This is a genomic window from Profundibacter amoris (assembly GCF_003544895.1).
Taxonomy (GTDB): domain Bacteria; phylum Pseudomonadota; class Alphaproteobacteria; order Rhodobacterales; family Rhodobacteraceae; genus Profundibacter; species Profundibacter amoris.
In genome coordinates this window covers 1,891,391-1,915,865 of sequence record NZ_CP032125.1, presented here as the reverse complement: position 1 = coordinate 1,915,865, position 24,475 = coordinate 1,891,391, and the positions used below count along the sequence as shown (strand labels likewise).

Annotated in this window: 26 protein-coding genes; 6 read left to right on the top strand and 20 right to left on the bottom strand. The window is 55.2% G+C overall.

Features of this window, described 5'->3' with window-relative positions:
* Window positions 1-5: 5 nt before the first annotated feature.
* From ihfA to BAR1_RS09540, 5 genes are all read right to left on the bottom strand, one after another.
* The gene (gene ihfA, locus BAR1_RS09560; protein WP_118942811.1) at window positions 6-308 is read right to left on the bottom strand and encodes an integration host factor subunit alpha; all 303 of its coding nucleotides are present in this window, start codon (window positions 306-308) and stop codon (window positions 6-8) included.
* Window positions 309-421: 113 nt separating this feature from the next.
* Window positions 422-1,396: a beta-ketoacyl-ACP synthase III gene (locus BAR1_RS09555; RefSeq protein WP_118942810.1), complete on the bottom strand. Its 975-nt coding sequence runs from the start codon at window positions 1,394-1,396 to the stop codon at window positions 422-424.
* 9 nt (window positions 1,397-1,405) lie between these two features.
* A complete protein-coding gene (gene plsX, locus BAR1_RS09550; protein WP_118942809.1) occupies window positions 1,406-2,500 on the bottom strand; it encodes a phosphate acyltransferase PlsX in 1,095 nt (364 codons plus the stop codon).
* A 27-nt stretch (window positions 2,501-2,527) separates the two neighbouring features.
* Complete coding sequence (gene rpmF, locus BAR1_RS09545) at window positions 2,528-2,737, bottom strand: 50S ribosomal protein L32 (RefSeq protein ID WP_118942808.1); 210 nt, start codon at window positions 2,735-2,737, stop codon at window positions 2,528-2,530.
* A gap of 177 nt (window positions 2,738-2,914) precedes the next feature.
* Window positions 2,915-3,502: a YceD family protein gene (locus tag BAR1_RS09540; RefSeq protein WP_323368569.1), complete on the bottom strand. Its 588-nt coding sequence runs from the start codon at window positions 3,500-3,502 to the stop codon at window positions 2,915-2,917.
* A 76-nt stretch (window positions 3,503-3,578) separates the two neighbouring features.
* Here BAR1_RS09540 and BAR1_RS09535 point away from each other — a divergent pair, with 76 nt between their 5' ends.
* From BAR1_RS09535 to BAR1_RS09525, 3 genes are all read left to right on the top strand, one after another.
* Window positions 3,579-4,055: an outer membrane protein assembly factor BamE gene (locus BAR1_RS09535; RefSeq protein ID WP_118942806.1), complete on the top strand. Its 477-nt coding sequence runs from the start codon at window positions 3,579-3,581 to the stop codon at window positions 4,053-4,055.
* A gap of 1,047 nt (window positions 4,056-5,102) precedes the next feature.
* Entirely contained in the window at window positions 5,103-7,367 is a 2,265-nt protein-coding gene (locus BAR1_RS09530; RefSeq protein WP_162891735.1) for a methyl-accepting chemotaxis protein, read from the top strand.
* A gap of 50 nt (window positions 7,368-7,417) precedes the next feature.
* On the top strand, window positions 7,418-7,939 hold the full coding sequence (locus BAR1_RS09525; protein WP_228408526.1) for a chemotaxis protein CheD: 522 nt from the start codon (window positions 7,418-7,420) through the stop codon (window positions 7,937-7,939).
* 203 nt (window positions 7,940-8,142) lie between these two features.
* Here BAR1_RS09525 and BAR1_RS09520 read toward each other — a convergent pair whose 3' ends face one another.
* The 10 genes from BAR1_RS09520 to BAR1_RS09475 all read right to left on the bottom strand — a co-directional run bounded on the left by BAR1_RS09520 (window position 8,143) and on the right by BAR1_RS09475 (window position 16,687).
* Complete coding sequence (locus tag BAR1_RS09520; RefSeq protein WP_162891734.1) at window positions 8,143-8,526, bottom strand: hypothetical protein; 384 nt, start codon at window positions 8,524-8,526, stop codon at window positions 8,143-8,145.
* A gap of 15 nt (window positions 8,527-8,541) precedes the next feature.
* Window positions 8,542-8,928, bottom strand: a complete 387-nt coding sequence (locus BAR1_RS09515) for a response regulator (RefSeq protein WP_118942802.1) — start codon at window positions 8,926-8,928, stop codon at window positions 8,542-8,544.
* Window positions 8,929-8,959: 31 nt separating this feature from the next.
* Window positions 8,960-9,808 carry a CheR family methyltransferase gene (locus tag BAR1_RS09510; RefSeq protein WP_118942801.1) on the bottom strand — a complete coding sequence of 283 codons (849 nt, stop codon included), beginning with the start codon at window positions 9,806-9,808 and terminating at the stop codon, window positions 8,960-8,962.
* A 2-nt stretch (window positions 9,809-9,810) separates the two neighbouring features.
* Window positions 9,811-10,278, bottom strand: a complete 468-nt coding sequence (locus BAR1_RS09505) for a chemotaxis protein CheW (protein ID WP_118942800.1) — start codon at window positions 10,276-10,278, stop codon at window positions 9,811-9,813.
* A gap of 4 nt (window positions 10,279-10,282) precedes the next feature.
* Window positions 10,283-12,547: a chemotaxis protein CheA gene (locus BAR1_RS09500; protein WP_407681508.1), complete on the bottom strand. Its 2,265-nt coding sequence runs from the start codon at window positions 12,545-12,547 to the stop codon at window positions 10,283-10,285.
* Between the two features lie 9 nt (window positions 12,548-12,556).
* On the bottom strand, window positions 12,557-12,928 hold the full coding sequence (locus tag BAR1_RS09495) for a response regulator (protein ID WP_118942799.1): 372 nt from the start codon (window positions 12,926-12,928) through the stop codon (window positions 12,557-12,559).
* Window positions 12,925-13,203 (bottom strand): STAS domain-containing protein, encoded by a 279-nt coding sequence (locus BAR1_RS09490; protein WP_118942798.1) that lies wholly within the window; start codon window positions 13,201-13,203, stop codon window positions 12,925-12,927. The genes BAR1_RS09495 and BAR1_RS09490 overlap by 4 nt, the downstream gene beginning before the upstream one ends.
* A gap of 186 nt (window positions 13,204-13,389) precedes the next feature.
* On the bottom strand, window positions 13,390-14,793 hold the full coding sequence (locus tag BAR1_RS09485) for a TRAP transporter large permease (RefSeq protein ID WP_118942797.1): 1,404 nt from the start codon (window positions 14,791-14,793) through the stop codon (window positions 13,390-13,392).
* The gene (locus tag BAR1_RS09480; protein WP_118942796.1) at window positions 14,793-15,437 is read right to left on the bottom strand and encodes a TRAP transporter small permease subunit; all 645 of its coding nucleotides are present in this window, start codon (window positions 15,435-15,437) and stop codon (window positions 14,793-14,795) included. The genes BAR1_RS09485 and BAR1_RS09480 overlap by 1 nt, the downstream gene beginning before the upstream one ends.
* 239 nt (window positions 15,438-15,676) lie before the next feature.
* The gene (locus BAR1_RS09475) at window positions 15,677-16,687 is read right to left on the bottom strand and encodes a C4-dicarboxylate TRAP transporter substrate-binding protein (protein ID WP_118942795.1); all 1,011 of its coding nucleotides are present in this window, start codon (window positions 16,685-16,687) and stop codon (window positions 15,677-15,679) included.
* Window positions 16,688-16,811: 124 nt separating this feature from the next.
* Here BAR1_RS09475 and BAR1_RS09470 point away from each other — a divergent pair, with 124 nt between their 5' ends.
* Window positions 16,812-17,585, top strand: coding sequence for an HpcH/HpaI aldolase family protein (locus BAR1_RS09470; protein ID WP_118942794.1), 774 nt, complete (start codon window positions 16,812-16,814; stop codon window positions 17,583-17,585).
* 59 nt (window positions 17,586-17,644) lie between these two features.
* Here the strand turns inward: BAR1_RS09470 and BAR1_RS09465 are convergent, their stop codons facing one another.
* Entirely contained in the window at window positions 17,645-18,082 is a 438-nt protein-coding gene (locus BAR1_RS09465; RefSeq protein ID WP_162891733.1) for a host attachment protein, read from the bottom strand.
* A 331-nt stretch (window positions 18,083-18,413) separates the two neighbouring features.
* On the opposite strand from BAR1_RS09465, the gene BAR1_RS09460 reads away from it, so the two are divergent.
* Window positions 18,414-19,199, top strand: a complete 786-nt coding sequence (locus BAR1_RS09460; RefSeq protein WP_118942792.1) for an alpha/beta hydrolase — start codon at window positions 18,414-18,416, stop codon at window positions 19,197-19,199.
* On the opposite strand, the gene speB is transcribed toward BAR1_RS09460, so the two are convergent.
* From speB to mazG, 4 genes are all read right to left on the bottom strand, one after another.
* Window positions 19,196-20,161, bottom strand: coding sequence for an agmatinase (speB, locus tag BAR1_RS09455; protein ID WP_118942791.1), 966 nt, complete (start codon window positions 20,159-20,161; stop codon window positions 19,196-19,198). The genes BAR1_RS09460 and speB overlap by 4 nt on opposite strands.
* Window positions 20,162-20,185: 24 nt before the next feature.
* Complete coding sequence (locus BAR1_RS09450; protein WP_118942790.1) at window positions 20,186-21,130, bottom strand: nucleoside hydrolase; 945 nt, start codon at window positions 21,128-21,130, stop codon at window positions 20,186-20,188.
* Between the two features lie 164 nt (window positions 21,131-21,294).
* Complete coding sequence (locus tag BAR1_RS09445) at window positions 21,295-22,296, bottom strand: Fe(3+) ABC transporter substrate-binding protein (RefSeq protein ID WP_118942789.1); 1,002 nt, start codon at window positions 22,294-22,296, stop codon at window positions 21,295-21,297.
* A gap of 130 nt (window positions 22,297-22,426) precedes the next feature.
* Complete coding sequence (mazG, locus tag BAR1_RS09440; protein ID WP_118942788.1) at window positions 22,427-23,236, bottom strand: nucleoside triphosphate pyrophosphohydrolase; 810 nt, start codon at window positions 23,234-23,236, stop codon at window positions 22,427-22,429.
* Window positions 23,237-23,304: 68 nt separating this feature from the next.
* Here mazG and BAR1_RS09435 point away from each other — a divergent pair, with 68 nt between their 5' ends.
* Window positions 23,305-24,474, top strand: a complete 1,170-nt coding sequence (locus BAR1_RS09435; RefSeq protein WP_118942787.1) for a M20 aminoacylase family protein — start codon at window positions 23,305-23,307, stop codon at window positions 24,472-24,474.
* The last annotated feature ends 1 nt before the right edge of the window (window position 24,475 follow it).

Here is a 24,475-nt window from a genome sequence, read left to right as displayed (position 1 = left end):
CCCCCTTAGCGCTTGTTGCCAGCCGCGACCCGATCTTTCATCAGGTGCGAGGGGCGGAAGGTCAGAACACGGCGGGGGTGGATCGGAACCTCCTGGCCGGTTTTCGGGTTTCGGCCGATACGGGCGGCCTTGTCGCGCACACCGAAGGTGCCGAAGGAGGAAATCTTGACGGATTCACCGCGCACCAATGCATCGGACATATGGTTCAATACGCTTTCAACCAGTTGTGCGGATTCATTGCGGCTCAGGCCGACTTCCCGAAACACGGCTTCGCTCAAATCCATTCGTGTCAAAGTCTTTTCACTCATCATTATCCCCCTGTGGCAGACGTAGGTCGCTTAATTGCGATTTGGCCAACCATAGCGGGCGGGGAATTTCCGAGTCAATATCAATGGCTTGCAAGCAGGCGTTAAACGCGCATTTACCAGCGAATAACCACCGATCCCCATGCCAAACCGCCGCCAATCGCCTCGGTGACCAGCAAATCGCCCTGTTTTATCTGTCCGCGGTCCTTGCCAACCGACAAAGCAAGGGGAATCGATGCGGCAGAGGTGTTGCCATGATCCTGCACCGTAAGAACTACCTGATCCATCGGGATGCCCATCTTTTTGGCGGTGCCGGCAATGATACGGATATTGGCCTGATGCGGCACGATCCAGTCAACGTCGCTGTCTTCCAGCCCTGCCTTGTGCAAGGCGGATTCTGCGGTTTCGGTCAGTTTTTCAACGGCTTGGCGGAACAGCGCATTGCCCTGCATCCGCAAATAACCGGATGTTTGCGTGGTGGAAACGCCACCATCGACATAAAGCATATCCTTATAGCGCCCGTCCGAATTCAGGTCGGTGGCAAGGATGCCGCGATCATCAGGGGTGCCTTTGCCCTCCTGAGCCTCAAGAACCAGTGCACCGGCGCCGTCCCCGAACAAAACGCAAGTGGAACGGTCGGTCCAGTCCATGATCCGGCTAAAGGTTTCCGCCCCGATCACCAGCACGCGCCTGGCCTGACCGGAAATGATCAGGGCGTTGGCATTGGCAAGGGCAAAGACAAATCCGGCGCAAACCGCTTGCACGTCAAAGGCAAAGCCGCGTGTCATGCCCAGACCGGCCTGCACCATCGTGGCAACAGAAGGGAAGGTGTGATCAGGGGTCGAGGTGGCTAGAACCACCGCGTCTATGTCGTCAGCCGTTAGCCCAGCGTCTTTTAACGCGGCGCGGGCGGCAGCAATGGCCATTTGCGATGTGGTTTCGCCTTCGGCAGCAATGTGGCGGCGTTCAATGCCGGATCGGGTGCGAATCCATTCATCCGTGGTATCCAGCGTTTTTTCAAATTCGCTGTTGGGGACGATGCGTTCGGGCAGATAATGCCCAACGCCAATGGCTACGGCGCGAGTTGTCATGCGGATCCCTTATTCACCCTGATCTGTCTGGGCATCTTGTCTGGCGGCGGCGCCGGATGCAACCCGTGCGGCCAGTTTGTGATTGAAATCGGATTGCGACAGGGTGATGGCCAACTGGATCGCCGCCGCGATGCCGGTTTCATCGGCCGAGCCATGTGATTTGATCACCGTGCCGTTCAGCCCCAGAAATACGCCACCATTCACGCGGCGCGGATCAATCCGGCGTTTCAGGCGTTTCAGCGATGTTAGCGCCAAAAGCGAGGCAATACGGGCAAATGGCGTGGCCTTGAAGGCCTGACGCAGGAAATCGCTGATCAGGCTGGCGGTGCCTTCGCCGGTTTTCAGCGCGACATTGCCGGTAAAGCCGTCTGTCACGATCACATCCACACGGTCGGACGGAATATCGCCACCTTCGACGAACCCCACAAACTCGAAATCGGCAGGGCCAGCGGCCTCGGAAATCAGTTCATGCGCGACCTTCAGTTCCGCGCGGCCCTTGTGTTCTTCGGTGCCCACATTCAACAGGCCAACGCGGGGGCGGGTGATGCCCATGCCGTTGCGGGCATAAGAGGCCCCCATCAATGCGTATTGCAGCAAATCCTCTTGATCCGCGCGGATATCGGCGCCCACGTCCAGCATGATGTTAAAGCCGCTTTTATTGCGCGATGGCCAAAGGCAGGCAATGGCGGGGCGGTTCACGCTGGGCAGTTTGCGCAGGCGGATCATCGAAACCGCCATCAAGGCGCCGGTGTTGCCACAGGACACACAAACCGAAGCATCCCCGTTGCGCACCGCATCTACAGCGGCCCACATCGAGGTTTTCTTGCCGTAGCGCATCACCTGACTGGGCTTGTCGTCCATGGTGACGACTTCTTCGGCGTGGCGGATTTCGCATCTGTCGGCCAGAGACGGATTTTTGGCAAACAAGGATTTCAGTGTGGGTTCGTCCCCGCTGACAATAAACCCGATATCCGGATTTTTGCGCGCAGACAGGGAAATGCCGGCAACAACGGCTGCCGGCCCCAGATCGCCACCCATGGCGTCAACAGATATGATGGTGCGGCCTGCACCCGGAGCGTTCGGGGTATTTGTGTCCGATGTCATACTCTGGGTGCCAAAGCCGCGCGCCGCTTAGGCCGCGTCTTCGTCATCGAAGTCGGCTTCGTCCACCATCGCGACAACTTCGCGTTCATCATAGTGGCCACAGTCGGCACAGACGTGGTGGGGACGCTTCAGTTCGCCGCAGTTCGGGCATTCGGCAGGGTTGCCAGCAACCAGCGCATCATGCGAACGACGTTGACCGCGGCGTGACCGCGTAATTTTACTCTTGGGGACAGCCATGTCACAACCTCGGGTTTTGGGGGGCAAAGCCCCTGTTATTCATCAGTTCTCGGGTCTCTTACGCGATGTTTGGCGCAGTGTCCAACGCATCTTTATGCGAGGCCGGGAACATACTTGGATTTTAGCGCGGCGCAAGCCTTTTCTTTGGGGGTGGTGAATGCGCCGATTCCCCTTTGTTTATTCGCCTTTTTCCAGCTTGTCACGCAGGGATGCAAGCCCGGCAAAAGGTTTGGTATCTTCGTCACTCATTGGCTGGATTCCTTCGGGGGCGAAATTGGTTTCTGTCAATTCGGCCCCGTCTGCGCGCGGATACAGCGGCAGGGCCAATGACAACGCCTCGATCAACACTGTTTGCAGATCAATATGGCTGCCTAATGGCTCGCTGTTGTCATCCGGCAAAATCTCGATTTCTTCTTCATCTTCTGCAGGGCGCTCCAACCCGTCGATAAATTCGCGCAGCACCGGCACATCCAGCCGTGTGGTCACCGGCTCCAGCGTTACCACGCAGGGCTGCACAACGGTTGCGCCCAATAAACCTTCCAGAGTCCAGTTGGAATCACCGGTTGCCCGGATATCCCCCGTAAACCGCAATTTGCGCAGGTCCAGCAATTCCAGTTGCGCCGCAATCGCCTTGCGGGCGGTGGCGGCGGGGGTCATTTCGAACGCTGTCGGTTTTTGGGTATCCAGCGTAGAAACCCGCAAACGGTGTTTGTTTTGTGCCTTGTTCGCCATCGGTAGGGTTTTCCATTCTTGAACAGCAGCCAATCCTTCTGTAAGTCGGATATACAATCCGATTACGAGGTGATCGGCACGAAGGCAAGGGCGGAGCACAAAGGCTATTATGTCAATTCTATTTCAAACAATAAAATCCGGCATTATTGCCGTGTTGCTCCTGACACTTGCGGCTTGCTCTGCAACATATGAAAATCACGGTTATACCCCCCCCAAGGAAGATCTGGACCTGGTCACGGTCGGTGTTGATACCCGCGATACAGTTGCCGACAGCATTGGTCGCCCGACATCCTTTGGTGTGTTGCAAGAGGGCGGGTGGTACTATGCCCAAAGCCGCTGGCGCTATTTTGCGTATAAAGCCCCGCGGGTTATTGACCGGCAGGTTGTTGCCATCACCTTTGACAAAGACGGGGTAGTCGAAAACATCGAACGTTTCACACTCGAGGATGGCCGCGTCATCGCCTTGTCGCGCCGTGTGACAGAAAGCAATGTCAAGGGAATCGGCTTCTTGCGGCAGCTGCTGGGCAACATTGGCAACCTGACGCCAGGTCGGCTTATCGGCGGCGGGACTGACCCCCGTTTCTAAAAACGCGGTTTAATCAATGGGATACCAGCAGCAATTTATGTTGCTGGCTTTGTCCTCGATGGAATTAACCGTGAATTTCTAAAAGCGGATACTGTTTAAAGAATCTTCACTCCTGCGTTCGATAGTGCGGGGAATGGTTGTGGAAGGGACTGTTTGGCTGGTGATGGCCAAATCGCCTGTTCCACCCGCCTTTTTGTGGAGATCTGAGATATGTCGCTGTGGAATAATCTGAAGCTTTCGGTGAAATTGCCTTTGATAATGCTGGCCCTTAGTGCCATTGCCCTGTTGGGTATGGGGGTGCTGGCCTATTTCAGCGCGAAAGAATCGCTGGATCAAACCGCAAGATCACGTTTGCAAATGGTTCTGGGTACGCGGGCTTCGGATATCGAAAAATGGTATGAGGAAATATCCACAGATGTTGTGAGTGAAGCCAGCAGCCCGGCTACCCGCCGCGCAATCACCGATTTCATCGGCGCATGGACAGCGCTGCCAGGTGACAAGGGCGCCTTTTTGCAACAGCATTATGCATCGCAAGACGAAAACGCCGAATCCGCAGGTCAGGCGATTGATTTTGCGGGGGTGCAGACAGATTATTCCCGCAAACACCGCCGACATCATCCGTTCTTTGAGACATTATTAAAACGCAACGGGTTTTCCGATATCTTTATTGTCGATCCGCAAGGCAACGTTCTTTATTCCGTTTTGAAAAATCCGGATTACGCCACCAACATTCTGAATGGCCCTTGGAAAAGCACAGGATTGGGCAATGCGTTCCGCGCAGCTCTGCCTTTGGGTGTGGACAAGACTGCTTTTGTCGATCTTGCACCTTATGAACCCGACAACGGGAAATATTCGGGCTTTGTTTCAGCGCCGATTCTTTCGGTAAACGGGGCATTGGTGGGGGTCTATATTGTGCAGATCACCACAGACTCGATCAGTTCGGCGTTTCGTTCGAATGACGGGTTGGGGAAAACCGGCGTCACAATGACGGTCGGGGCGGATTATCACCCGCGGATCAGTTCTCTTGCCGGTGATGGTGAAGGGTTGATGCGGGTCAAGGTTGATCCGGCTCTTGTGGATCGTGCATTGGAGGGGGAATCCGGCTTGGCGCAGAGTATTGGAATCGATGGCGATCCCGTTCTGGCAGCCTATTCACCCCTTCATATCGGTAATCTGACATGGGCTTTGATAGCCGAACAAGACACGAAAGAGCTGTTTGCACCGGTTGTCGATGTGCGCAACCGGATGTTTGTGCAGGGCGGGATACTGGCGGCTATCTCGGCCCTTGTTTCGATTTTTCTGGCACGGAACATTTCCCGTCCTCTGACCGGTGTTGGCGGGGCCATGCAGCGGGTTGCCCGGGAAGAGTATGATGTGGATATTCCGGCAACAAACCGCGGAGACGAAATCGGGCACATCGCTGCGATCCTTGATGATTTCCGCAAAGCTTTGCGCGAAGCAAAAGAAAGAACCAGAGAGACCCTGTTCAAAGGAACGGCATTCGAGGGGACATCTGCGGGATTGATGATCGTTGATCAGGATTTCACCATACGGTTTGTCAATTCTTCGGTCATGGGCCTGTTCCAGAAATACGAGACACAATTCCAGAAGGTGAATGATGCTTTCTCGGCGGAGGATGTCATCGGTTATAACATGGATATTTTCCATAATATGCCGGGCCGCATTCGCGAACTGCTGAGTGACCCTGACAATTTGCCTTTCCACGCGGAAATACCTGTCGGAAATGCACGGTTCTCGCTGGATATAAATGCTGTTACAGATTCTGAAGGGGCGCAACTTGGATGTGTTGTCGAGTGGATTGATGTCACAACGACCCGCATGAACGAAGCCGTTCTGAATGCAATCGAGGAAAATCAGGCCAAGGCAGAATTTGCACCGGGTGGCGCCTTGCTGGTTGCGAATGAAAACTTCCTTAACCTCACCGGAGGGTTGGAAAATGACCAGTTCGAAAAATCCATTCATGATCTGGTAATGTTTGACCCCGATATGGCCGAAAAATATGGCGACGTTTGGGGCCGGGTTGCAGCAGGTGAAACGATTGTTGGCAAGTTTATTATGAATGCGGGGGGGGGTACCGAGGGAACTCTGGAAGGTGCATTCACTCCGGTTCAAAGCAAATCTGGCGATGTAATACGCGTCCTTCTGGTGGGGAATGATGTCACGCAGGCCCAGTTGCAGATGGAAGAAGCCGAAGCCATCCGTATCGAGTTGGAGCAAGCACAGTCGGAGGTGGTTGAGGCCTTGAGTATCGGAATGCGCCAGCTTTCCGAAGGGGATCTGACGACCGAAATAACCAAGAAATTCAAGCCGGATTATGAATCATTGCGCGCAGATTTCAATGGTGCCGTGGCAACATTGCGCAAAGCAATGTTACGCGTCATCGACAATGCCGGCTCGATCCGTGGCGAGGCTTCGGAAATCAGCAACGCGGCAGATGATTTGTCTCGCCGAACCGAACGGCAGGCGGCAACGCTTGAAGAAACAGCGGCAGCATTGGATGAATTAACCGCAAGTGTACGGTCTGCCGCCGAAGGGGCAGGTCTGGCAAACCAGGTTGTTTCCGATGCAAAATCCAGTGCCGAAGCAAGTGGAGTTGTGGTTCAGGAAGCAGTTGATGCGATGGAAGAGATCCAGACATCATCAAGCAAGATTTCACGCATTATCAATGTGATTGACGACATCGCGTTTCAGACAAATCTGCTTGCGTTGAACGCAGGGGTAGAGGCCGCCCGCGCTGGCGAAGCAGGCCGTGGTTTTGCTGTCGTGGCATCAGAAGTAAGGGCTCTTGCCCAAAGAACATCCGATGCGGCGCGTGAAATAAATGATCTTATCTCGACAAGCAGCCAGCATGTTGGCCGTGGCGTTGATCTTGTTGGGCAAGCAGGTTCTGCATTGCAGCAGATTGTTGAATCCGTATCGAATATTGCGGTCCATGTTTCGGAAATTGCAGTATCTGCCAATGAACAATCCTCAGGATTGGCCGAAATAAACACGGCTGTAAACCAGCTGGATCAGGTAACGCAACAGAATGCTGCGATGTTTGAGGAAACAACCGCCGCAAGCCATTCTTTAACCAAAGAGGCGGAAAACCTGTCAGAAACGACAGCCCAGTTCCGTATTGGGGAAGAAACAAGCAATATTGTCAGTCCGGATTTTCAACCATCCAATAAACAAATAGCCTCGGAGACGGGCTATCCAAACCGCGCACCCAAACCCGCACCTGAAAATTCTTTGGCCACCGCCCATGCTGTTGATCCCGAAATCACAGAGAGTGATTGGGAAGATTTCTAAACAACTGGCAATGAATATTGTAAAGAGTGTTGGACAAAGTGGAGAGAAGAGTGACTGTCATTAAGGCGCAACATATTACCCAAGGGGAATATGCAACATCTGCCACGAATGGGGAAATGATAACAACAATCCTTGGTTCTTGTGTTTCGGCATGTATGTGGGATCCTGTTGCCTGTGTTGGGGGTATGAACCACATTCTGCTCCCGGGCCGTGTCTGGGAAGAGGAAAGTGTTAGGGGTAAAAGCGTCAATGAAATGGAATTGCTGATTAACGCAATTCTTAAAATCGGCGGAGAAAAATCACGACTTCATGCAAAACTTTTCGGTGGTGCGAAAATGATTTCCCATTTTTCCGACGTAGGATTGCGCAACGGTGAGTTTGTACTTTCTTTTTTGAAAACCGAAGGAATACCATGCGAAGGGCAAAGCCTTGGAGGAGAACAAGCAAGACGGATCCAGTTTTGGCCTTTTTCAGGTAGGGCAAGGCAAAAGCTGTTAGGACGTCGAGATATTCCAGAAAAAGAAATCCCAGATTCGCAAAAAGATATCGTTTCAGAAATAGAATTATTCTGAAAATCTACATTACAATTTCTGGCTATTATTAAGGCTATCCTGAAACTGGTATGGTGTAAGTCTTTATATACACTTACTTCGTGTCAGCCGACTTGGCACCTGGGGTGTAAGTGAAGGTAAAACCGTATTGGTATTATCCCTCAATTTCTCATAGGGTTTTTGGTTTTTTTATTGTAGCTTGAGCGTCAGAATTACCCAAGAAGTTACAACTTCCACAATTCATCATAATCGGGTGTCGGAGATATTAGAGTCGGCTCTGATTGAGAGACCAGACGACTAAACAAACCAGTCAATACAAGTTGGTTCCGAATAGGGGCAATTGGGACATTTACATTTGCTTGTCTGTTGTTTTGTTCAGACAGAAGGTTTGTTAACCGCGACATGTCCTCCAGGCTTTGCCGTAACCGGTCAAGTCCTTGGAGCGCCATAAGTGATTGATCCGTCGTTTTGTCGGGGTGATTCAAGATTTCTCCAACAGCGTCTTCAGCTTCTTTGCAAATACCGGCGAGTTCTTCGAAAACAGTTGCCATATGCAAATGTAATGAACCCAATGGAATACTGCTCTTTTCATGTTCAATGTGTGACAACGGCTTTCCCAATATCTAGAAACGACCAATAACGGCTTCAATACATGCCCTCAGCTCGGCTGGTGTGAACGGTTTTTTCAAGAAGTTATTCATTCCCAAACTGCGACCCTTATCAATGATTTCCCGATCAGCCCGACCTGTAATTAGGATAAATCCGGCGGCTTTAGTTGTTGGGTTTTGGCGCAGTTGGTGAAGTAAGTGCAATCCATCCATACCCGGCATATTATAATCTGAAATCACCAGATGAACCGGGGATTGGAATAGTGCATTGAGAGCCGCCGGCCCATCTGCTGCAGTTGCTACATGCCGTATCCCGAATGAATCGAGCGCCTGGGTTATTAATCCGCGACTTGTAGACATATCATCCACAACCATTATTCGAAGCTGATCTCGTAGTGACATATTATATTCCAATTTTCATTATGGCGTTTGACTAATTTGGAAGTCGGTAAGTTGTCGGCCCAACATTTTGAAAGCTGGTATCCAGTTTTTCAGATAGCCTTTCGGAATGGCCAACAAACAACCATCCCTTTGGGGCGGTGGCTTTCTCGAACCTTGGCCATAATCTCAATTGTGTGGCTTCATCAAAGTAGATGACTACATTTCGGCAAAATATAGCATCAAATAAACCGTTCATTGGCCAATCATGCAAAAGGTTTAATTCGCGAAATGTAATCAGACTACGAATTCTATTATCAATCAGATACCCGTTTTGGGTGCCACTTGTTGACGGGCTAAAGTATTCGGTCCGGTAATTCTCAATGATATTCTCGATCTCAGACGAATGATAAAAACCTGTTTTTGCAACTTCCAGGACATCTGCATCAATGTCTGTTGCTAAAACCTTGATATCCAGTTTTGTAATATCGGGGGCAATTGAATGCATGGTCATAGCTATTGAATACGGCTCCTGTCCGCTAGAACAGCCGGCAGACCAGATCCTGACTCGACCGCCATTTCGCGCATTGGATAACAATTGCGGAAAGACTTTATTGGCAAATAGATCAAAATGATGGGATTCACGGAAAAAACTGGAAATATTTGTGGTTAGCGAATAGATCATCGATTTTCGCTCACCTTCCCCTTTTGGGGATGTGATATATGCAATGTAATCTGAAAACCGCTTGATCCCCAACTTTCTTAGCCGGCGGTTGATACGTGAACGCACCAATGAGGCTTTTTCAGGTGTGAAGACCAGGCCAGCCTCCTGGTGGGCAATATCGGCAATCACCTGAAAATCGGCCTCGCTCATATCGGGTGAATGTTGTTGTGGCTGGTGCATTGTTACGCGGCCTCTGTATTCTCGGATGGTAAAGCCGCAGAAAGAGCAAGAATGCGCACCATACGTTCGCCAGCAATCATAAGGGCGCTTACAAATGCCTGTTCATTGTCGGCGGCCATTTCGGGCGGGGACTGGAGTTCTGATTTGTTGACCGCAAGAATATCGGATACAGCATCGACAAGTAGGCCAACGGTCTCGATCCCGGTATGAACGACAATAATCACATTGCGCTCTTTTGTGTCTGTGCGCCCCATTCCCAAGCGATCAGCCAGATCAACGATTGTTAAAACCGTACCACGTAAATTAATAACCCCGCGGACAAAATTGGGGGCGTGCGGTAGGGGAGTGGCTTTGCTCCATCCCCGAATTTCACGTACCGACATGATGTCGATTGCGTATTCTTGTCCGCCAACCTGAAAGGTGAGGAGTTCAATTTCTGTTGCGTCAATTTGATTTTGTGTCTCTGACATATGTCTATCCAGCGAGTTGAAGGTTGGATTGTACGGGCTGTGTTCGCCCATCGGCATTGGCAACAACGTCAACGGGATCCAGGATCAAGGCGATTTTCCCGTCCCCCAGGATTGTTGCCGCCGCGACACCGGGCACTTGACCAAATGTATCTTGAAGACCTTTGATCACGACCTGCCGCTGATCCTGGATTGAATCAACAATTAAGGCTGCATGATCCCCGTCCTCCTGGGCAATCAGCAGAGCGATCGATCCGACGTAACTATCTAGTGGAGCCCTGAAACCGAGTTCGAAACCCAGGTCAAGCAGAGGGACAAAACTGTCACGCACTTTGATGACATTGGTCTGGGGACCCAATGCACGAATATCCGGCCCCATCAAAGTCAGGGTTTCGGTGATTGTGCTTAATGGCACAACGAGAGTTTGGTTCGCTACATTGATGACCATCCCGTCCAGCACTGCAAGGGTCAGAGGCAGGCTGATTGTGAAAATAGTACCCGAGCCCGGATTGGATTGGATGGTAACACGTCCGCCAAGTGACAAGATCGCACTTTTGACAACATCCATTCCGACACCACGCCCGGATAAATCCGAAACTTCACTTGCGGTGGAAAACCCTGGCATAAACAACAGATTATCGATTTCGCTATCTGTGAGTTCTGCATTTTCCGCAACCAGCCCTTTTTCGATGGCGATTTGCAGAACGCGTTCACGATTGATTCCGGCGCCGTCATCTACGACTTCAACAATCACGCGACCGGAGCGATGGCCGGCCGAAAGAGTTACAATGCCTTCTTCCGGTTTCCCTGCAGCCAGGCGGTCTTGTGGTGATTCAATCCCGTGATCAACCGCATTCCGGATCATATGGGTTAACGGATCTGCCAGACGTTCGATAACGGTTTTGTCAATTTCTGTGGCGTCGCCCTCGGTTTTCAGTCGCACGGATTTGCCGACCATCGAGGATGCTTCGCGTACAATCCGGCTCATCCGCTGGAACAGGGATTTCACCGGTTGGGCGCGGATCATCATCACGCTGTCCTGAATATCGCGGGTTAGTTGCATAAATTCATCCAGACCTTCGGATACGGCCGAATTGGTCTGCAGGCCTGCCTCTGTCACGCTTTGTGAAATCATTGCCTGATTGATGACCAATTCACCAACAAGGTTTACCAACCGGTCGATCCGTTCAAGATCAACGCGCACAGTGGGGCGGGGTTTATTCGATTTGGAAGCGGATGGTGCCGGTTTTTTAGAGGGGGCAGCGGGCGTGACAGGGGAGGGTGCCGTTTTGGCATCCGGTACGCCGCCTGACTTTTGTGCAACCGTGGCTTCGGAGGCCGGGTCTGAATTCTGGGGGGGCTTGGACGAAGCATCTGGTGGGACACCATCATTTATCGTAGATGGTGAGGAGGGGGCATCGTTTGGTGGCAGCTCGGGGCCAGGTTTTCCCGGGCCGGTTATGGTCAATGTGCAAAGGTCTGCAACAAAATCGAACACGTCGCGCACGGCGTCTTCATCTTCGTCTGTGGTAAGGTGGATTGTCCAGGACAGGTATGATTTTTCTTCATCCAGTTCCGAAAGGGACGGGAGAGCAGAGGTATCGCAATTGACATCAAGATTGCCCATTTCGCGCAGCAAGCGTAATAGATGCAGCGGTTCGTTGCCAGACGCATAGAGCGAGCTGTCGGGTAGGAAATGGATGGTATAGCCATCTTCAAAGACGACTGTGGACGCGGGCGCCGGTGGGGCGCCCGGATCAGGTAAATCGGGCAGGGCAGGGGCATCATTGCTCGCTATATCCAACCCCAGATCCAGTGAAAGACCCATTGGCTGAAAGTCACTGACGTCTTCTTCGGCCTCGTATTCCTGTGCATCTGCCCCCAGCATGGATGTCAGGCTGCTCATTACCCCCTGAATTCGGCTTTCATCCGCGATATCGTCATCGCGGGCGGCGCGAACCAGATCACCCAGTATGTCACCGGACTGGAAAAAGACGGAAATCGCGTTGCGATCCGCCTCGATTGTGCCGGAACGCACGCCATCCAGTACCGATTCAAACTGATGGGCAAAGCGCACCAGGTCTTCCAGCCCGAAGGCCCCGGCGCCGCCTTTGATCGAGTGCACAGCGCGAAATACGACATTGATGGTTTCGTCATCCGCTTCGCCATCGTCCATGATTTGCAGGCCATCCTGCAAGGCTTCGAGCAGTTCTTCGCATTCGACAAAAAACGATGCCCGAATTTCGGCCATTGGGTCATCTTCATCCATCATGGCGGGATCCTATCCTGTTACCATTTGCAAGGCGCGGACCAGTTTTTTCGGCTCGAACGGTTTAACGATCCAGCCCGTTGCGCCGGCATTGCGCGCCCGCTGTTTTAGTTCCGCCGCGCTTTCTGTGGTCAGCACAAGGATCGGAACTGCGCGGAATTTTTCGATTTTGCGCACCGCTTCGATAAAACCGAAACCGTCCATGCGGGGCATATTGATATCGGTGATAATCGCGTCCGGTGGTGGTGACATTTCTTCCAGCACCTCGATCCCGTGCACGCCATCATCGGCCAGATGCGGGGTGAATCCCGCCTGGTTCAGGGTCAGGTTCAGCATATCGCGGATTGTGCGGCTGTCATCGACAGCAAGGATTTGCAGGCTCATGTCGGGGATACTCCGGTTAATGTATCGGGGGAAAATCCGTGCAGGGCGAGTTGGGTTTTACACGTTTCGCTGGGCGAAATGATCTGGAAGGTTTTACCCACCTGTTTCCAGTCATTGGCGGCAGCGATCAGCACTTGCAAGCACAGGGTGCCCATATGGGAAACTTGGCTTGCGTCAATTTCCAGATCCTGACCCGCATGGCCCAGAATGGTGGTTTTCAGCGGGGTGACCGCGCCAAAATCAAGCCGTTCCTGTAACGTAATTACCGTTGTCATCGGCCGTATCCTGTTCCTTTGGTATTCATCATCAACACCAGGGAATCCCCCTCTTTGTCATTCGATGGAATGATTTAGCGTTCGGGGGGTTAAGATAGGCTTACGGTTTGCGGAATTTTTCAAATTTGCCGCAGAAAATGAAAAAGGCCCCGCATTTGCAGGGCCTTTAGCAGGGTTTATTCCGGATCAGGATGCCAGACTGGGCAACCACAATACAATCGATGGAAACGCCACCAGCGTGGCAATCGTGATTGCATCGGCAATGAAAAACGGTGTCACGCCGACAAACACGTCCTGCACGGTCAGGTCATCGCGCACACCGGCGACCACGAAACAGTTCAACCCGATTGGCGGGGTGATCAGGCAGAATTCGGCCATTTTCACCACCAGAATACCGAACCAGATGGCACACATCGGCCCAGACATGCCAAAGGCGCTGTCGGCGGCCGAGACCATCTCGCCGCCATTCAGGGCCATCACGGCAGGGTAGACCACCGGCAGGGTCAGCAGCAGCATGCCGATCGCGTCCATGAACATGCCCAGCACCGCATAGGCCAACAGGATGAACACCAGCGTCAGCATGGGCGGCTGGTGCAGCCCCGCGATCCATTCGGCAAAAGCATGGGGCAGGTCGGCAAATCCAAGGAAGCGCACATAGATCAGCACGCCCCAGATAATGGTGAAAATCATCACCGCCAGCTTGGCGCTTTCCAGCAGGGAATCCTTCAGCTGGCTCCAGCGCATCCCCTTGTAGACCGCCATCAGGAACACCACAAAGGCCCCAAGGGCTCCGCCTTCGGTCGGGGTACCCCAGGCGTCGCCGCCAAAGGGGTTGTAGATGAAGAAGATGATGATGAAGACCACAAAGGCAATCGGGGCTGCCGGTGGCAGCGAGGCAAAGCGTTCGCGCCATGTGAAACCGCCTACGGGTGGTCCGAAATTGGGGATCACCAGCGCAAGGCCGACAATCAATGCGCCATAGATCAGGGCTGAAACCGCGCCGGGGACGAAACCCGCCAGTAGCAGTTTACCCACGTCCTGCTCGACAATAATCGCATAGATCACAAGGATCGCCGAGGGCGGGATCAGTGACGCCAGCGTGCCGCCTGCGGCCACCACACCGGCGGCAAAGCGTTTGTCATAGCCGACCTTCAGCATCTCGGGGATGGCGATGCGGGCGAACACGGCGGATGTGGCGACCGAGGCACCCGACACGGCTGCAAAACCTGCCGTTGCGAACACCGTGGCCACGGCCATACCGCCGGGCAACCAGCCGACCCAGCGTTTGGCGGCTTCGAACAGGGCCTTGGTCAGGCCGGCGTAATAGGCCAGGTATCCGATCAGGATAAAGGTTGGGATCAAGGATAGCGCCTGATGCGAGATTTTCGAATGGGGCACTTGCCCTGCAATTTTCACCGAAACCGTCAGCGCCTTGATAAATTTGTCCGGCTCATAGCCGAATTTTGCCCAGAAAATCCAGACCAGCCCGACAAGGCCGGCCATACCGGCAGCAAAGGCCACCCGCATCCCCAGAACCACCAGCACCAACATGCCGCCCGAAACGACTAGACCGATATCAATAGGTTCCATTATACGGCTTCCTCGTCTTCAAGGCCTGCAACATGCTCGGCTTCCTCGGCGGCTTGTTGGGCGGCGCTCATCACCAGCGGGATGGCCACAGGTTCGGACAACCCCAGAACCATCGCACGGCCATAGCCCCACAATTGCACCATCAGCCGCATCGCCAGCACGCTAAAGGCCACGGGGACCAGCAGTTTGGCAGGCCACAGGGGGATGGAAATGTCGATCGAGGAATCGCGGCTCCAGTAAGGCGCATTGAAATCGAACGAGCGCAGGAAATGCGAATAGGCCCCCCAGATCAGCAGCAGCACCAGCACCAGCATGGCCAGCGTGGTGATAAACTCGGCCGCCCACAGGGCGCGGCCCCGCAGTTTACCGACCAGAATATCCATGCGTATATGCCCGCCGTCGCGCTGGGTATAGGCCACCCCCATAAAGGCAATCAGCGGCATCACCTGTTCGATCCAGTCGACATAGCCGGGCAGCGGCATGTTCATGGTATTGCGCCCGCCAACCGATACCACGGCCAGAACCATCAGCGAGAAAATCGCCAACCCGCTGATCAGCGCCATCAGGCTTTCGAGTTTGAATAACTGTCTGTCCAGACGGCTGAGAAGCGAGCCGTCTTCCAGCACTGCGGAACTTCCCGCCATGTGCATCCTCCCCCTGATTTGTCGTTGCGATGATATAGGCAGAAAAAGGGGGGCAGGGGCAAGGGCGGTTTTGTGGAAATTATTGTCGCGGGGGCGGGCGATGATATACGCGCAGGCCACGGCTGGAGTTATCTGTAGGGCGGGGTTCACCCCGCCCTACGGAATGCCTCGACAAAAAAGGCCCGCCGCAGATCACATGCGGCAGGCCCGATTTTTTTAACCTCGCAAGGCGCGCAGCCCTACATCCGCTCTTTCTTCAGCGTTTCCATAACCAGATCATACAATTCCTGACCGGGCAGGCCCTGGGCTTCCATGTCCTTGATCCACTGCTCGCGGATCGGATCAGCCGCAGCGGCGCGGAAGGCGGCCAGATCGTCGTCGGAAATATGAACGCGGGTGACCTCCTTTTCCTTCAGAATACCGTCCCATTTGGTCAGCAGGTTCTCGTAGTTGTCGACGTAATGCGCAATCGCCTCGTCTACCGATGAATCCAGCGCCTCGCGCTCGCTATCGGACAGGGCCTCATAAGCGTCGGTGTTCACCACAACAGGGCAGTTCACCGTGCCGGGGTTCAGGTTCTCGGTCCACCAGTCGGCGATGTCGATGGTGCGGAAGGCCAGATGGGCGTGCGGGGCAAAGGCCACGGTGTCGACCACGCCGCTTTCCATCGCGTTATAGGCTTCGGTGGCGGTGACTGATGTTGGCACGGCACCGATTGCGGCAAAGGCCTTGCCAACGCCGCCGGTGGCGCGAACACGCATGCCCTTCATGCTGTCCAGCGTGCTGCGCGGCTCGCCTGTGCCGACAATGTTGTATTGCGGCATCGGCGATGTCATCAGCAGTTTGGCGTTCCAGCGGGCCAGATCCTTCTGCACGGCAGGGTGGGCATAAACGGCTTTTGATACCGCGACTTCCTCTTGCAGGTTGGCCACGCCAAGGAAGGGCAGCTCCAGAACCGTGATGGTCGGGTTTTTGTCGCGGTGGTAACCGGCGCAGAACTGGGCCATTTCAAAGGCGCCAATCGAAATCCCGTCCAGATTTTCCTTGTTCTTGGACAGACCGCCATAGGAAATGTTCAGGGTGAATTCGCCGTTGGTCTTTTCGCTGACCAGCTCGGCCAGCTTTTCGACGTGTTCGGTAAAGGCGCGGCGTTTGCCCCAGAGGGATACGTTCCACTCGGTCGCCATCGCTTCGGATGCAAAGGCAACGGCGATGGCGGCAACGGCCACACGGCCTAACAGATGTTTCATAAGTCTCTCTCCCAGATTTTTTATCTCGGAGTAAGGTAGCCTGCCCACACGTGTTGTCCAGCAAAAATGTTGACCGGACGGTTAGGGCGGGCGAAGGTGGCTGTGGAAAAAAAGGAGACCAGCCATGCCAGCCCCGAAAAACAAATTGAAAGCCGCCCTTGCCGCAGGAGAAATGCAAATCGGCCTGTGGCTGGCAACGGGGCAACCGTTGATGGCCGAAATCGGCGCCACAGCGGGCTATGACTGGTGTTTGATTGATGGTGAACATGCGCCCAACGACATCCCGATGATCCTTGCGCAATTGCAGGCGATGAACGGGGCAGGGGCCGCGCCGGTGGTGCGGGTGCCGATCGGCCAGGACTGGGTGTTGAAACAGGTGCTGGATATCGGCGCGCAAACGGTGATGGTGCCGATGGTGGAAACGGCCGAGGACGCCGAATCCATGGTGCGCGCTGTTCGCTACCCGCCGGATGGTGCGCGCGGGCTGGCGGCGTCGATGGTGCGGGCCTCGAACTATAACGCGATCACCGATTATGCCACCACGGCCAACGATGAAATCTGCCTGATCGTTCAGGTGGAAAGTGCGCGGGCGATTGAAAACATCGACACCATCACTGCGGTCGAGGGGGTGGACGTGGTGTTCATCGGCCCCTCGGACCTGTCGGCGGATATGGGGTTCATCGGCAATGCCGGCACGCCCGAAGTAAAGGCCACCGTCAAACACGCGGTTCAGCGGATACGGGCTGCGGGCAAGGCGGTCGGGATCATCGGCGGCGGGGATTGCGTTGAAATGCGCGATCTTGGTGTGACGTTTTTGGGATTGTCGGCCGATGTGTCGCTTTATACGGCGGCGGTTCGCGGGTTGGCGAAGGATGCAAGGGAAAGGTTGGGGATGTGAGGGGCGCGTTCGAGAAATGATGCGCGATATCACATACCCAATGACTTGCTTGGCCCCAACTAGAGTGCCAATACATCCGTAAAATGTTTTTTCAGGTCAATTTCAGGGGTTTTCACCAAATCTTTTGGCAGCTCTGCAATCACCGACGCCTGCAACTTATCATCCAGGTGAGGACGCAATAGTCCCAGCATTCCGGGGGGCGCCGCCAAGACCAGATCGTCAAATTCTCCAGCCGCATGCGCCTTTGATAAACGCACCGCTATGTCCTTGGCAAAGGCGCTTTCTTCTTTGTTAGATGAACTATGCGGGGCCATCCGATGCATAGAGCGCCCGACGCTGTTGTTGGTCATACCCTGCGGGCTTTCATAAGCGTCCTTTTGTTGCGCATGCCAGACCTTGCCATCCAGTTTTTTCAGACCCTTTCCCGGGCCGGTGTTTTCTAGAATATGTGCGGATGCACTGTCGGTAATTAAAATCCATGTTCTTCTGGTTTTCATAACAGATTTCCTCATTGAAAAGTTACACCCCCGGTCTGGTCTCGCCATATCAAATGTGGCGTATCCCCGAGGGATAATAATCGCGGATATCACAAACCCGCCCACCGAAATGCAGACATTTAGTTGATTTATTGTTTGATAGTGTAACAGGTTGCACACCCAAATGCATTGATCTGCCGCATAACCGATCGCACTGGTGCGACGGGATACCCTCCGATAGGTCCTGACCCTGGATCCATTGGCCAGAATTCAGTCCAACCAGGATTTGACCAACCCGACACATTGCTACAGACTGTGAGAGCGATTTTTAAAAACCTTAAAGGGAAAATCGATGGACCTGGAAATCATTATCCGAAAACCGCAAGGCAAAGCCAGATCAACCCCGATCCTGTTTGTGCATGGCATGTCCTTCGCGGCGTGGGGGTTCGAGGAATATTTCGCCCCCTATTTCAATGCGCAGGGCTTTGAAACCCATTCCGTGTCTCTGCGGTATCATGGCGGCAGCGGCGACAATGCCAAGGTGCGCTGGGTGCCTATTTCTGCCTATGTGAAGGACATCAAGCAAGCGATCGGGCAGATCGGGCAGCCCCCCATTCTGGTTGGGCATTCCATGGGCGGATTGTTGTCGCAGATCGTGGCGCGGGATCAGGAGGTGGCGGCGCTGGTCACTCTGGCCTCGGTGCCGCCTGCCGGTTTCCTTCCGACGATCCTGCGATTGACGAGGCAGCACCCCTTGTTGATGCTGAAATGTAATTTGACGGCCAATCTGCGGCCGTTCCTGAAGAACCCCGATGTGACGCCCGATATGTTTTTCGCAGGCGGGATGCCGGAGTCCGAGAAGATGCGGTTTTACGACATGCTGTGCGATGAATCGTTTCGCGCGTTCCTTGATATGCTGTTCCCGCGACCGGGCATCGGGAGACACGGCAAACCGGTGCTGGTGATGGGCGCGCAGGGCGATCCGGCGGTGTCCTCGGGCATGGTGCGGGCCACGGCGAAAAAGCACGGGGTCGAGGCGGTGATCTATCCGGACGCGGGCCACTGCTTGATGCTGGACAAGAATTGGGAGAAATACGCAGGGCATATGTTGAAGTGGATGGAGGGGAACGGGTTTTAGGAGTTTTTGTCCGTTTTCGAATGAAATATAAACCCCAGCAAATTCAGCAACACCTGCGCCGCCAATATCGCTGTGCTGCCCGTGGGATCATAATCCGGTGCGACTTCGACTAGATCAATGCCGACCACTTCGTGTACCTGCGCCACGCCTTGCAGCAATTCCAGCACCTCGTAATACAGAAACCCGCCGTGGCTGGGGGTGCCGGTGCCCGGTGCGATCGAGGGGCAGAAGGCGTCGATGTCGATGGTGATGTATATCCGCGCGCCTTTGGGGATGCGGGCCAGCACGGCGTCGGTGCCCAGTTTACGACATTGACGAACCGACAGGATGTCCGAGCCCATGCGGCGGGCGTCCTCGTAGCCTTCTTTGGCGGTGGAGGACACATTGCGGATGCCAAGCTGGGTTAGGCCGGTGACATAATCCTTGTCGGCCGCGCGGCGCATTGGGTTGCCGTGGCCATGCGTGACGCCGTGGCGCACGTCCACGAAATCCAGATGGGCGTCGATCTGCAACACGTGGATATCGCCCTGATCATCAAAGGCATTGATGCAGGGGATGTTGATTGAATGGTCGCCGCCAATGGTGACGGGCAGGGCGCCTGCGGCCAGAATGGCCCGCACGCCTGTTTCGATATTTTTATGGCTGCCGGTGGTGTCGGTGTGGATGATGTCGGCATCGCCAATATCGACAATGCGCACGTCCGCGCCCAGATAGGTGGCGTCATCCTCGTGATCATAGGCCCCTGCGTGGCCAAAGGCGAATAGGGTCGAAGCCTCGCGCACCGCCCGTGGTCCGAACCGCGCACCGGGCCGCCATTGGGTGCCGAAATCATAAGGTGCGCCAAGGATGGCAACATCGGCGTCGATACTGGACCAGTCTTGAACGTAAGGTTTCTTGGCAAAGGTCGCGATGCCGACGAAGGGCAGATCAAGGCGCCCTGATTCATATCCGTGTTTGCTCATCCCCGGTCTCGCTTTGTTATAGTGTTACAGTCGCGCCAGCCTTTCGGTCAGCAGGGCAAAGAACCCGTCGGCATCCACATCGCCAATAAACAGCGCGTTGGCGGGGCGGTCGGTGACATCCCACCAGTCGGCCACCGTCATGCCGCGGGTCAGGTCGGAAACGGTTTCGATTTCAACGTTTACATGGCGGCCTTTGAACAGTTCGGGTTTGATCAGATAGGCGGTGACGCAGGGGTCGTGCAGCGGGGCACCTTCCGAGCCGTATTTTTCCTTGTCGAACCGCTCAAAGAACTCGGTCATTTTGGCCACGGCGATGCCGACAGGGGTGCCGATGTTGCGGAATGCGTCGTTGCGCTGTTTTGTGACCAGTGCCTTGTGAGTAACGTCCAGCGGCATCACCACAATGGGCACGCCTGATTTGAACACAATATCGGCGGCCTCGGGATCAACGTAGATGTTGAATTCGGCGGCCGGGGTGATGTTGCCCACTTCAAAATAGGCGCCACCCATCAGGATGATTTCCTGCACCTTGTCAATGATATCGGGGGCCTTTTGAAAGGCGGTGGCGATGTTGGTCAGCGGGCCGATCGGGCACAGGGTGATGGTGCCGGATGGCTCATGGCGCAGGGTGTCGATGATGTAATCCACCGCGTGGCCATCGGTCAGATGCATTTGCGGATCCGGCAGGTCGGGGCCATCAAGGCCGGTTTTGCCGTGGACATGTTCGGCGGTGACCAGATCATGCGCCAGCGGACGGTCACAACCGGCATAGACGGGGATATCGGTCTTGCCTGCCAGCTCGCAGATGATGCGGGCGTTTTTGTGGGTCAGGGGCAGGGGCACGTTGCCGGCAACGGCGGTGATGCCGATCACCTCGATCTCCTCGGGGCTGGCAAGGGCCAGCAGGATGGCGACGGCGTCGTCCTGTCCTGGGTCGGTGTCGATGATGATTTTGCGCGGGGTGGTCATGGGCTGGCTCCTGTTATTCAGGCGCACAATGCTGGTGGATTTGCTGCTTGTCCAGTGGAATGAGCAGTTGTGCCGCGCCTTTGGCGCGTCACCCGAAGCGCCGCCCCCTGATGGGGGCGGCGCTGGCCTGCGGCGCAGGTATTTAGGGCAAGAAGAAGGGGCGGTCAGCCGTCGAAATCGACCTCCTGTATGATCCGCAAGGCAGCAGGGCGCAGTTTGGCGATGTCCATCAGGTTAACGGGGTCGGGGGTGAATGTGCCCCAGCTGGCCACAAGTTCGCTGGGCTTGGTCCCGGGAGCGACGGGGTATTCAAAGTTCTGCTCGGCATAGATTTCCTGTGCTTCGGGTGAGGCGAGGAATTCCATCAGTTTGATCGCGTCATCCCTGTGGGGGGCGAATTTGGCCAGCGCCATGCCCGAGACATTCACATGGGTGCCGCCATCCTTGAATGCCGGAAACACCACGTTGACGCTATCGGCCCAGGGCACCTGTTCCGGATTGCCCAGCATTTTGCCCATGTAATAGGTGTTGCCAAGGGCGATGTCGCATTCACCGGCCCAGACCGCCTTGACCTGCGCGCGGTCGTTGCCTTGCGGTTTGCGGGCCAGATTGGCTTTGACCCCCTGCAGCCATGTTTTCGCACCGTCTTCGCCCATGTGATAGATCGCGGCCGAGACCAGCGCCACGGTATAGGCGTGGGTTCCCGAACGGGTGCAGATGCGGCCCTGCCATTTAGGATCGGCCAGTTCGTCATAGGTGGCCACGCCTTCAGGTGCGCGCTCTTTCGAGGCGAACACCACGCGGGCGCGGGTGGTCAGGCCGAACCACCGGTTATCGGGGTCGCGCAGGTCGGCGGGGATGTTGGCGGTCAGGATGTCGGAAGTCACCGGCTGGGCCAGATCGGCATTCACCACGGCCGAGAGGCGGGCGATATCGACGGTAAAGATCAGATCGGCCGGCGAGCGTTTGCCCTCGGCGCGGAGTTTTTCGATCATGCCCTTTTTCAGAAAGGCAATGTTGACAGGGATGCCGGTTTCTTCGGTGAACCTGTCCATCAGGGGCTGGATCAGCTCGGGTTGGCGGTAGGAGTAGATGTTGACCTCGGCCATTGCAGGGGTGGTCAATGCGAAGGTGGCCAGAAGGGCGGTGCGCAGGGGGGTGAACATGGGCGTCTCCATCAGTTGAGTGATGGGGGTGTTAAAGCCGAGTAAAACTGTCAGGTCAATACCTGATTAAAAAAGTAAGGTAACTTTTATGCGCTGCCGCGCGGGGGATATTTGGGGAACGGTAATGGGGCTATTCTTCGGCTTTGACCTGATCCCACAGCGCATCCATTTCCGCCAGATCGGATTGGGACGGGGTTTTGCCGCGTTCGGTCAGTTTGGCTTCGATCGCTTCGAACCGGCGGGTGAATTTGGCGTTGGCGCGGCGCAGGGCGGCTTCGGGATCAAGGCCAAGGTGACGACCAAGGTTGGCCATCACGAATAACAGATCACCGTATTCTTCCTCGATTTTTTCCTGAGGCAGGGTTTCCTTTGCCTCGACCAATTCGCGGGATTCCTCGACAATTTTGTCCAGCACGTCGGTGGTCGAGGGCCAGTCGAACCCCACACGGGCGGCGCGTTTTTGCAGTTTCAACGCCCGCAACAGGGCGGGCAGGCCGATCGCGACCCCGTCCAGCGTGCCGCGTTCTGATTTGCCGGCACGCTCTTTGGCCTTGATTGCCTCCCAGTCGGCGGTTTGCTGTTCGGCGGATTTATCGCGGCTTTCATCGCCGAACACATGCGGATGGCGGGCAACCATTTTGTCGGCAATGGCGCGGGTGACGGATTCAAAGGTGAAATGCCCCGCTTCTTCGCCCATTGTGGTGTGATAGACGACCTGTAGCAGCAGATCGCCCAATTCACCCTCGAGATCAGCCATATCGCCACGTTCGATGGCATCGGCCACCTCGTAGGCTTCTTCAATCGTGTAGGGCGCGATGCTGGCGAAATCCTGTTCGATATCCCACGGGCAGCCGGTTTTTGGATCGCGCAGCCGGCGCATGATTTCCAGCAGGCGGGGGATGCCGCCGTCAGGGTTGTGGATCAGGTCATCGTTTTTCATTGCGCTGTCGCCAAATCTGGGGAAACTGTGCAGGTAGTTACACACCAAGCATGGCAAGGAGTCCAGCAATGCCCATCGTCAACCGGATCGCCGAATTCACCAAGGATATGCAAGGCTGGCGGCGGCATCTGCATGAAAACCCGGAACTGGGGTTTGAATGTTATGAAACGGCGAAGTTTGTGGCCGAGCGGCTGCGCGAATTCGGGGTGGACGAGGTTCACGAGGGGATTGCGACCACCGGCCTTGTGGCGATCATCAACGGGCAGGGCGATGGGCCGACGATTGGTCTAAGGGCGGATATGGATGCGCTGCCGATGCCCGAGGAAACGGGGCTGGACTATGCCTCGAAGATCGATGGCCGGATGCACGCCTGTGGCCATGACGGGCACACCACGATGCTGCTGGGCGCGGCGCGCTATCTGGCGGAAACACGCAATTTTTCCGGCCGCGTGGCGCTGATTTTCCAGCCAGCCGAAGAAGGCGGCGGCGGTGGCGAGGTGATGTGTGACGAAGGCATCATGGAGAAATTCGGCATTGGCGAGGTTTACGCCCTGCACAATATCCCCGAGCTGCCGGTCGGGCAGTTTTCCACCACGCCGGGGCCGATCATGGCGGCGGTGGATGATTTTGAAATCAATATCAAAGGCTTGGGCGGGCATGGCGCCTATCCGCAGGACACCCGCGATCCGGTGGTGGCGGCTGTGGCCGTGGCAAGTGCGATCCAGACCATCGTCAGCCGCAATCTGGACACCCGCAAGGAACTGGTGGTGTCGGTGACGCAAATCCACACCGGCAGTGCGGATAATATCATCCCCGAGGTTGCCTTTGTCGGCGGCACGGTGCGTACATTTGAAAAGGACGTGCAGGCCATGGTGCAAAAGCGCCTGAAGGCGATCTGCGAGGGGGTGGCGGCGGCTTATGATGTCGAGGTGTCGCTGACCTATAACATCGGCTATCCGGCCACGGTGAATGACGCCGAAAAGGTGGCTGTGGCGGCCAAAGTGGCGGCGGAAATATCCGGTGCCGACAATGTGGTGGCCGACCAGCAGCCCGAAATGGGGGCCGAGGATTTCTCATATATGCTGGAACACCGCCCCGGTGCCTATCTGTTTTTGGGGCAGGGCGCGGGGCCGGGGGTGCATAACACCGGCTATGATTTCAACGACGAGATTTCCCCGATCGGGGCATCGTTTTTCGCCCGCATGGTGGAAACGCGCCAGCCGGTGAAAGGGGCGTAAC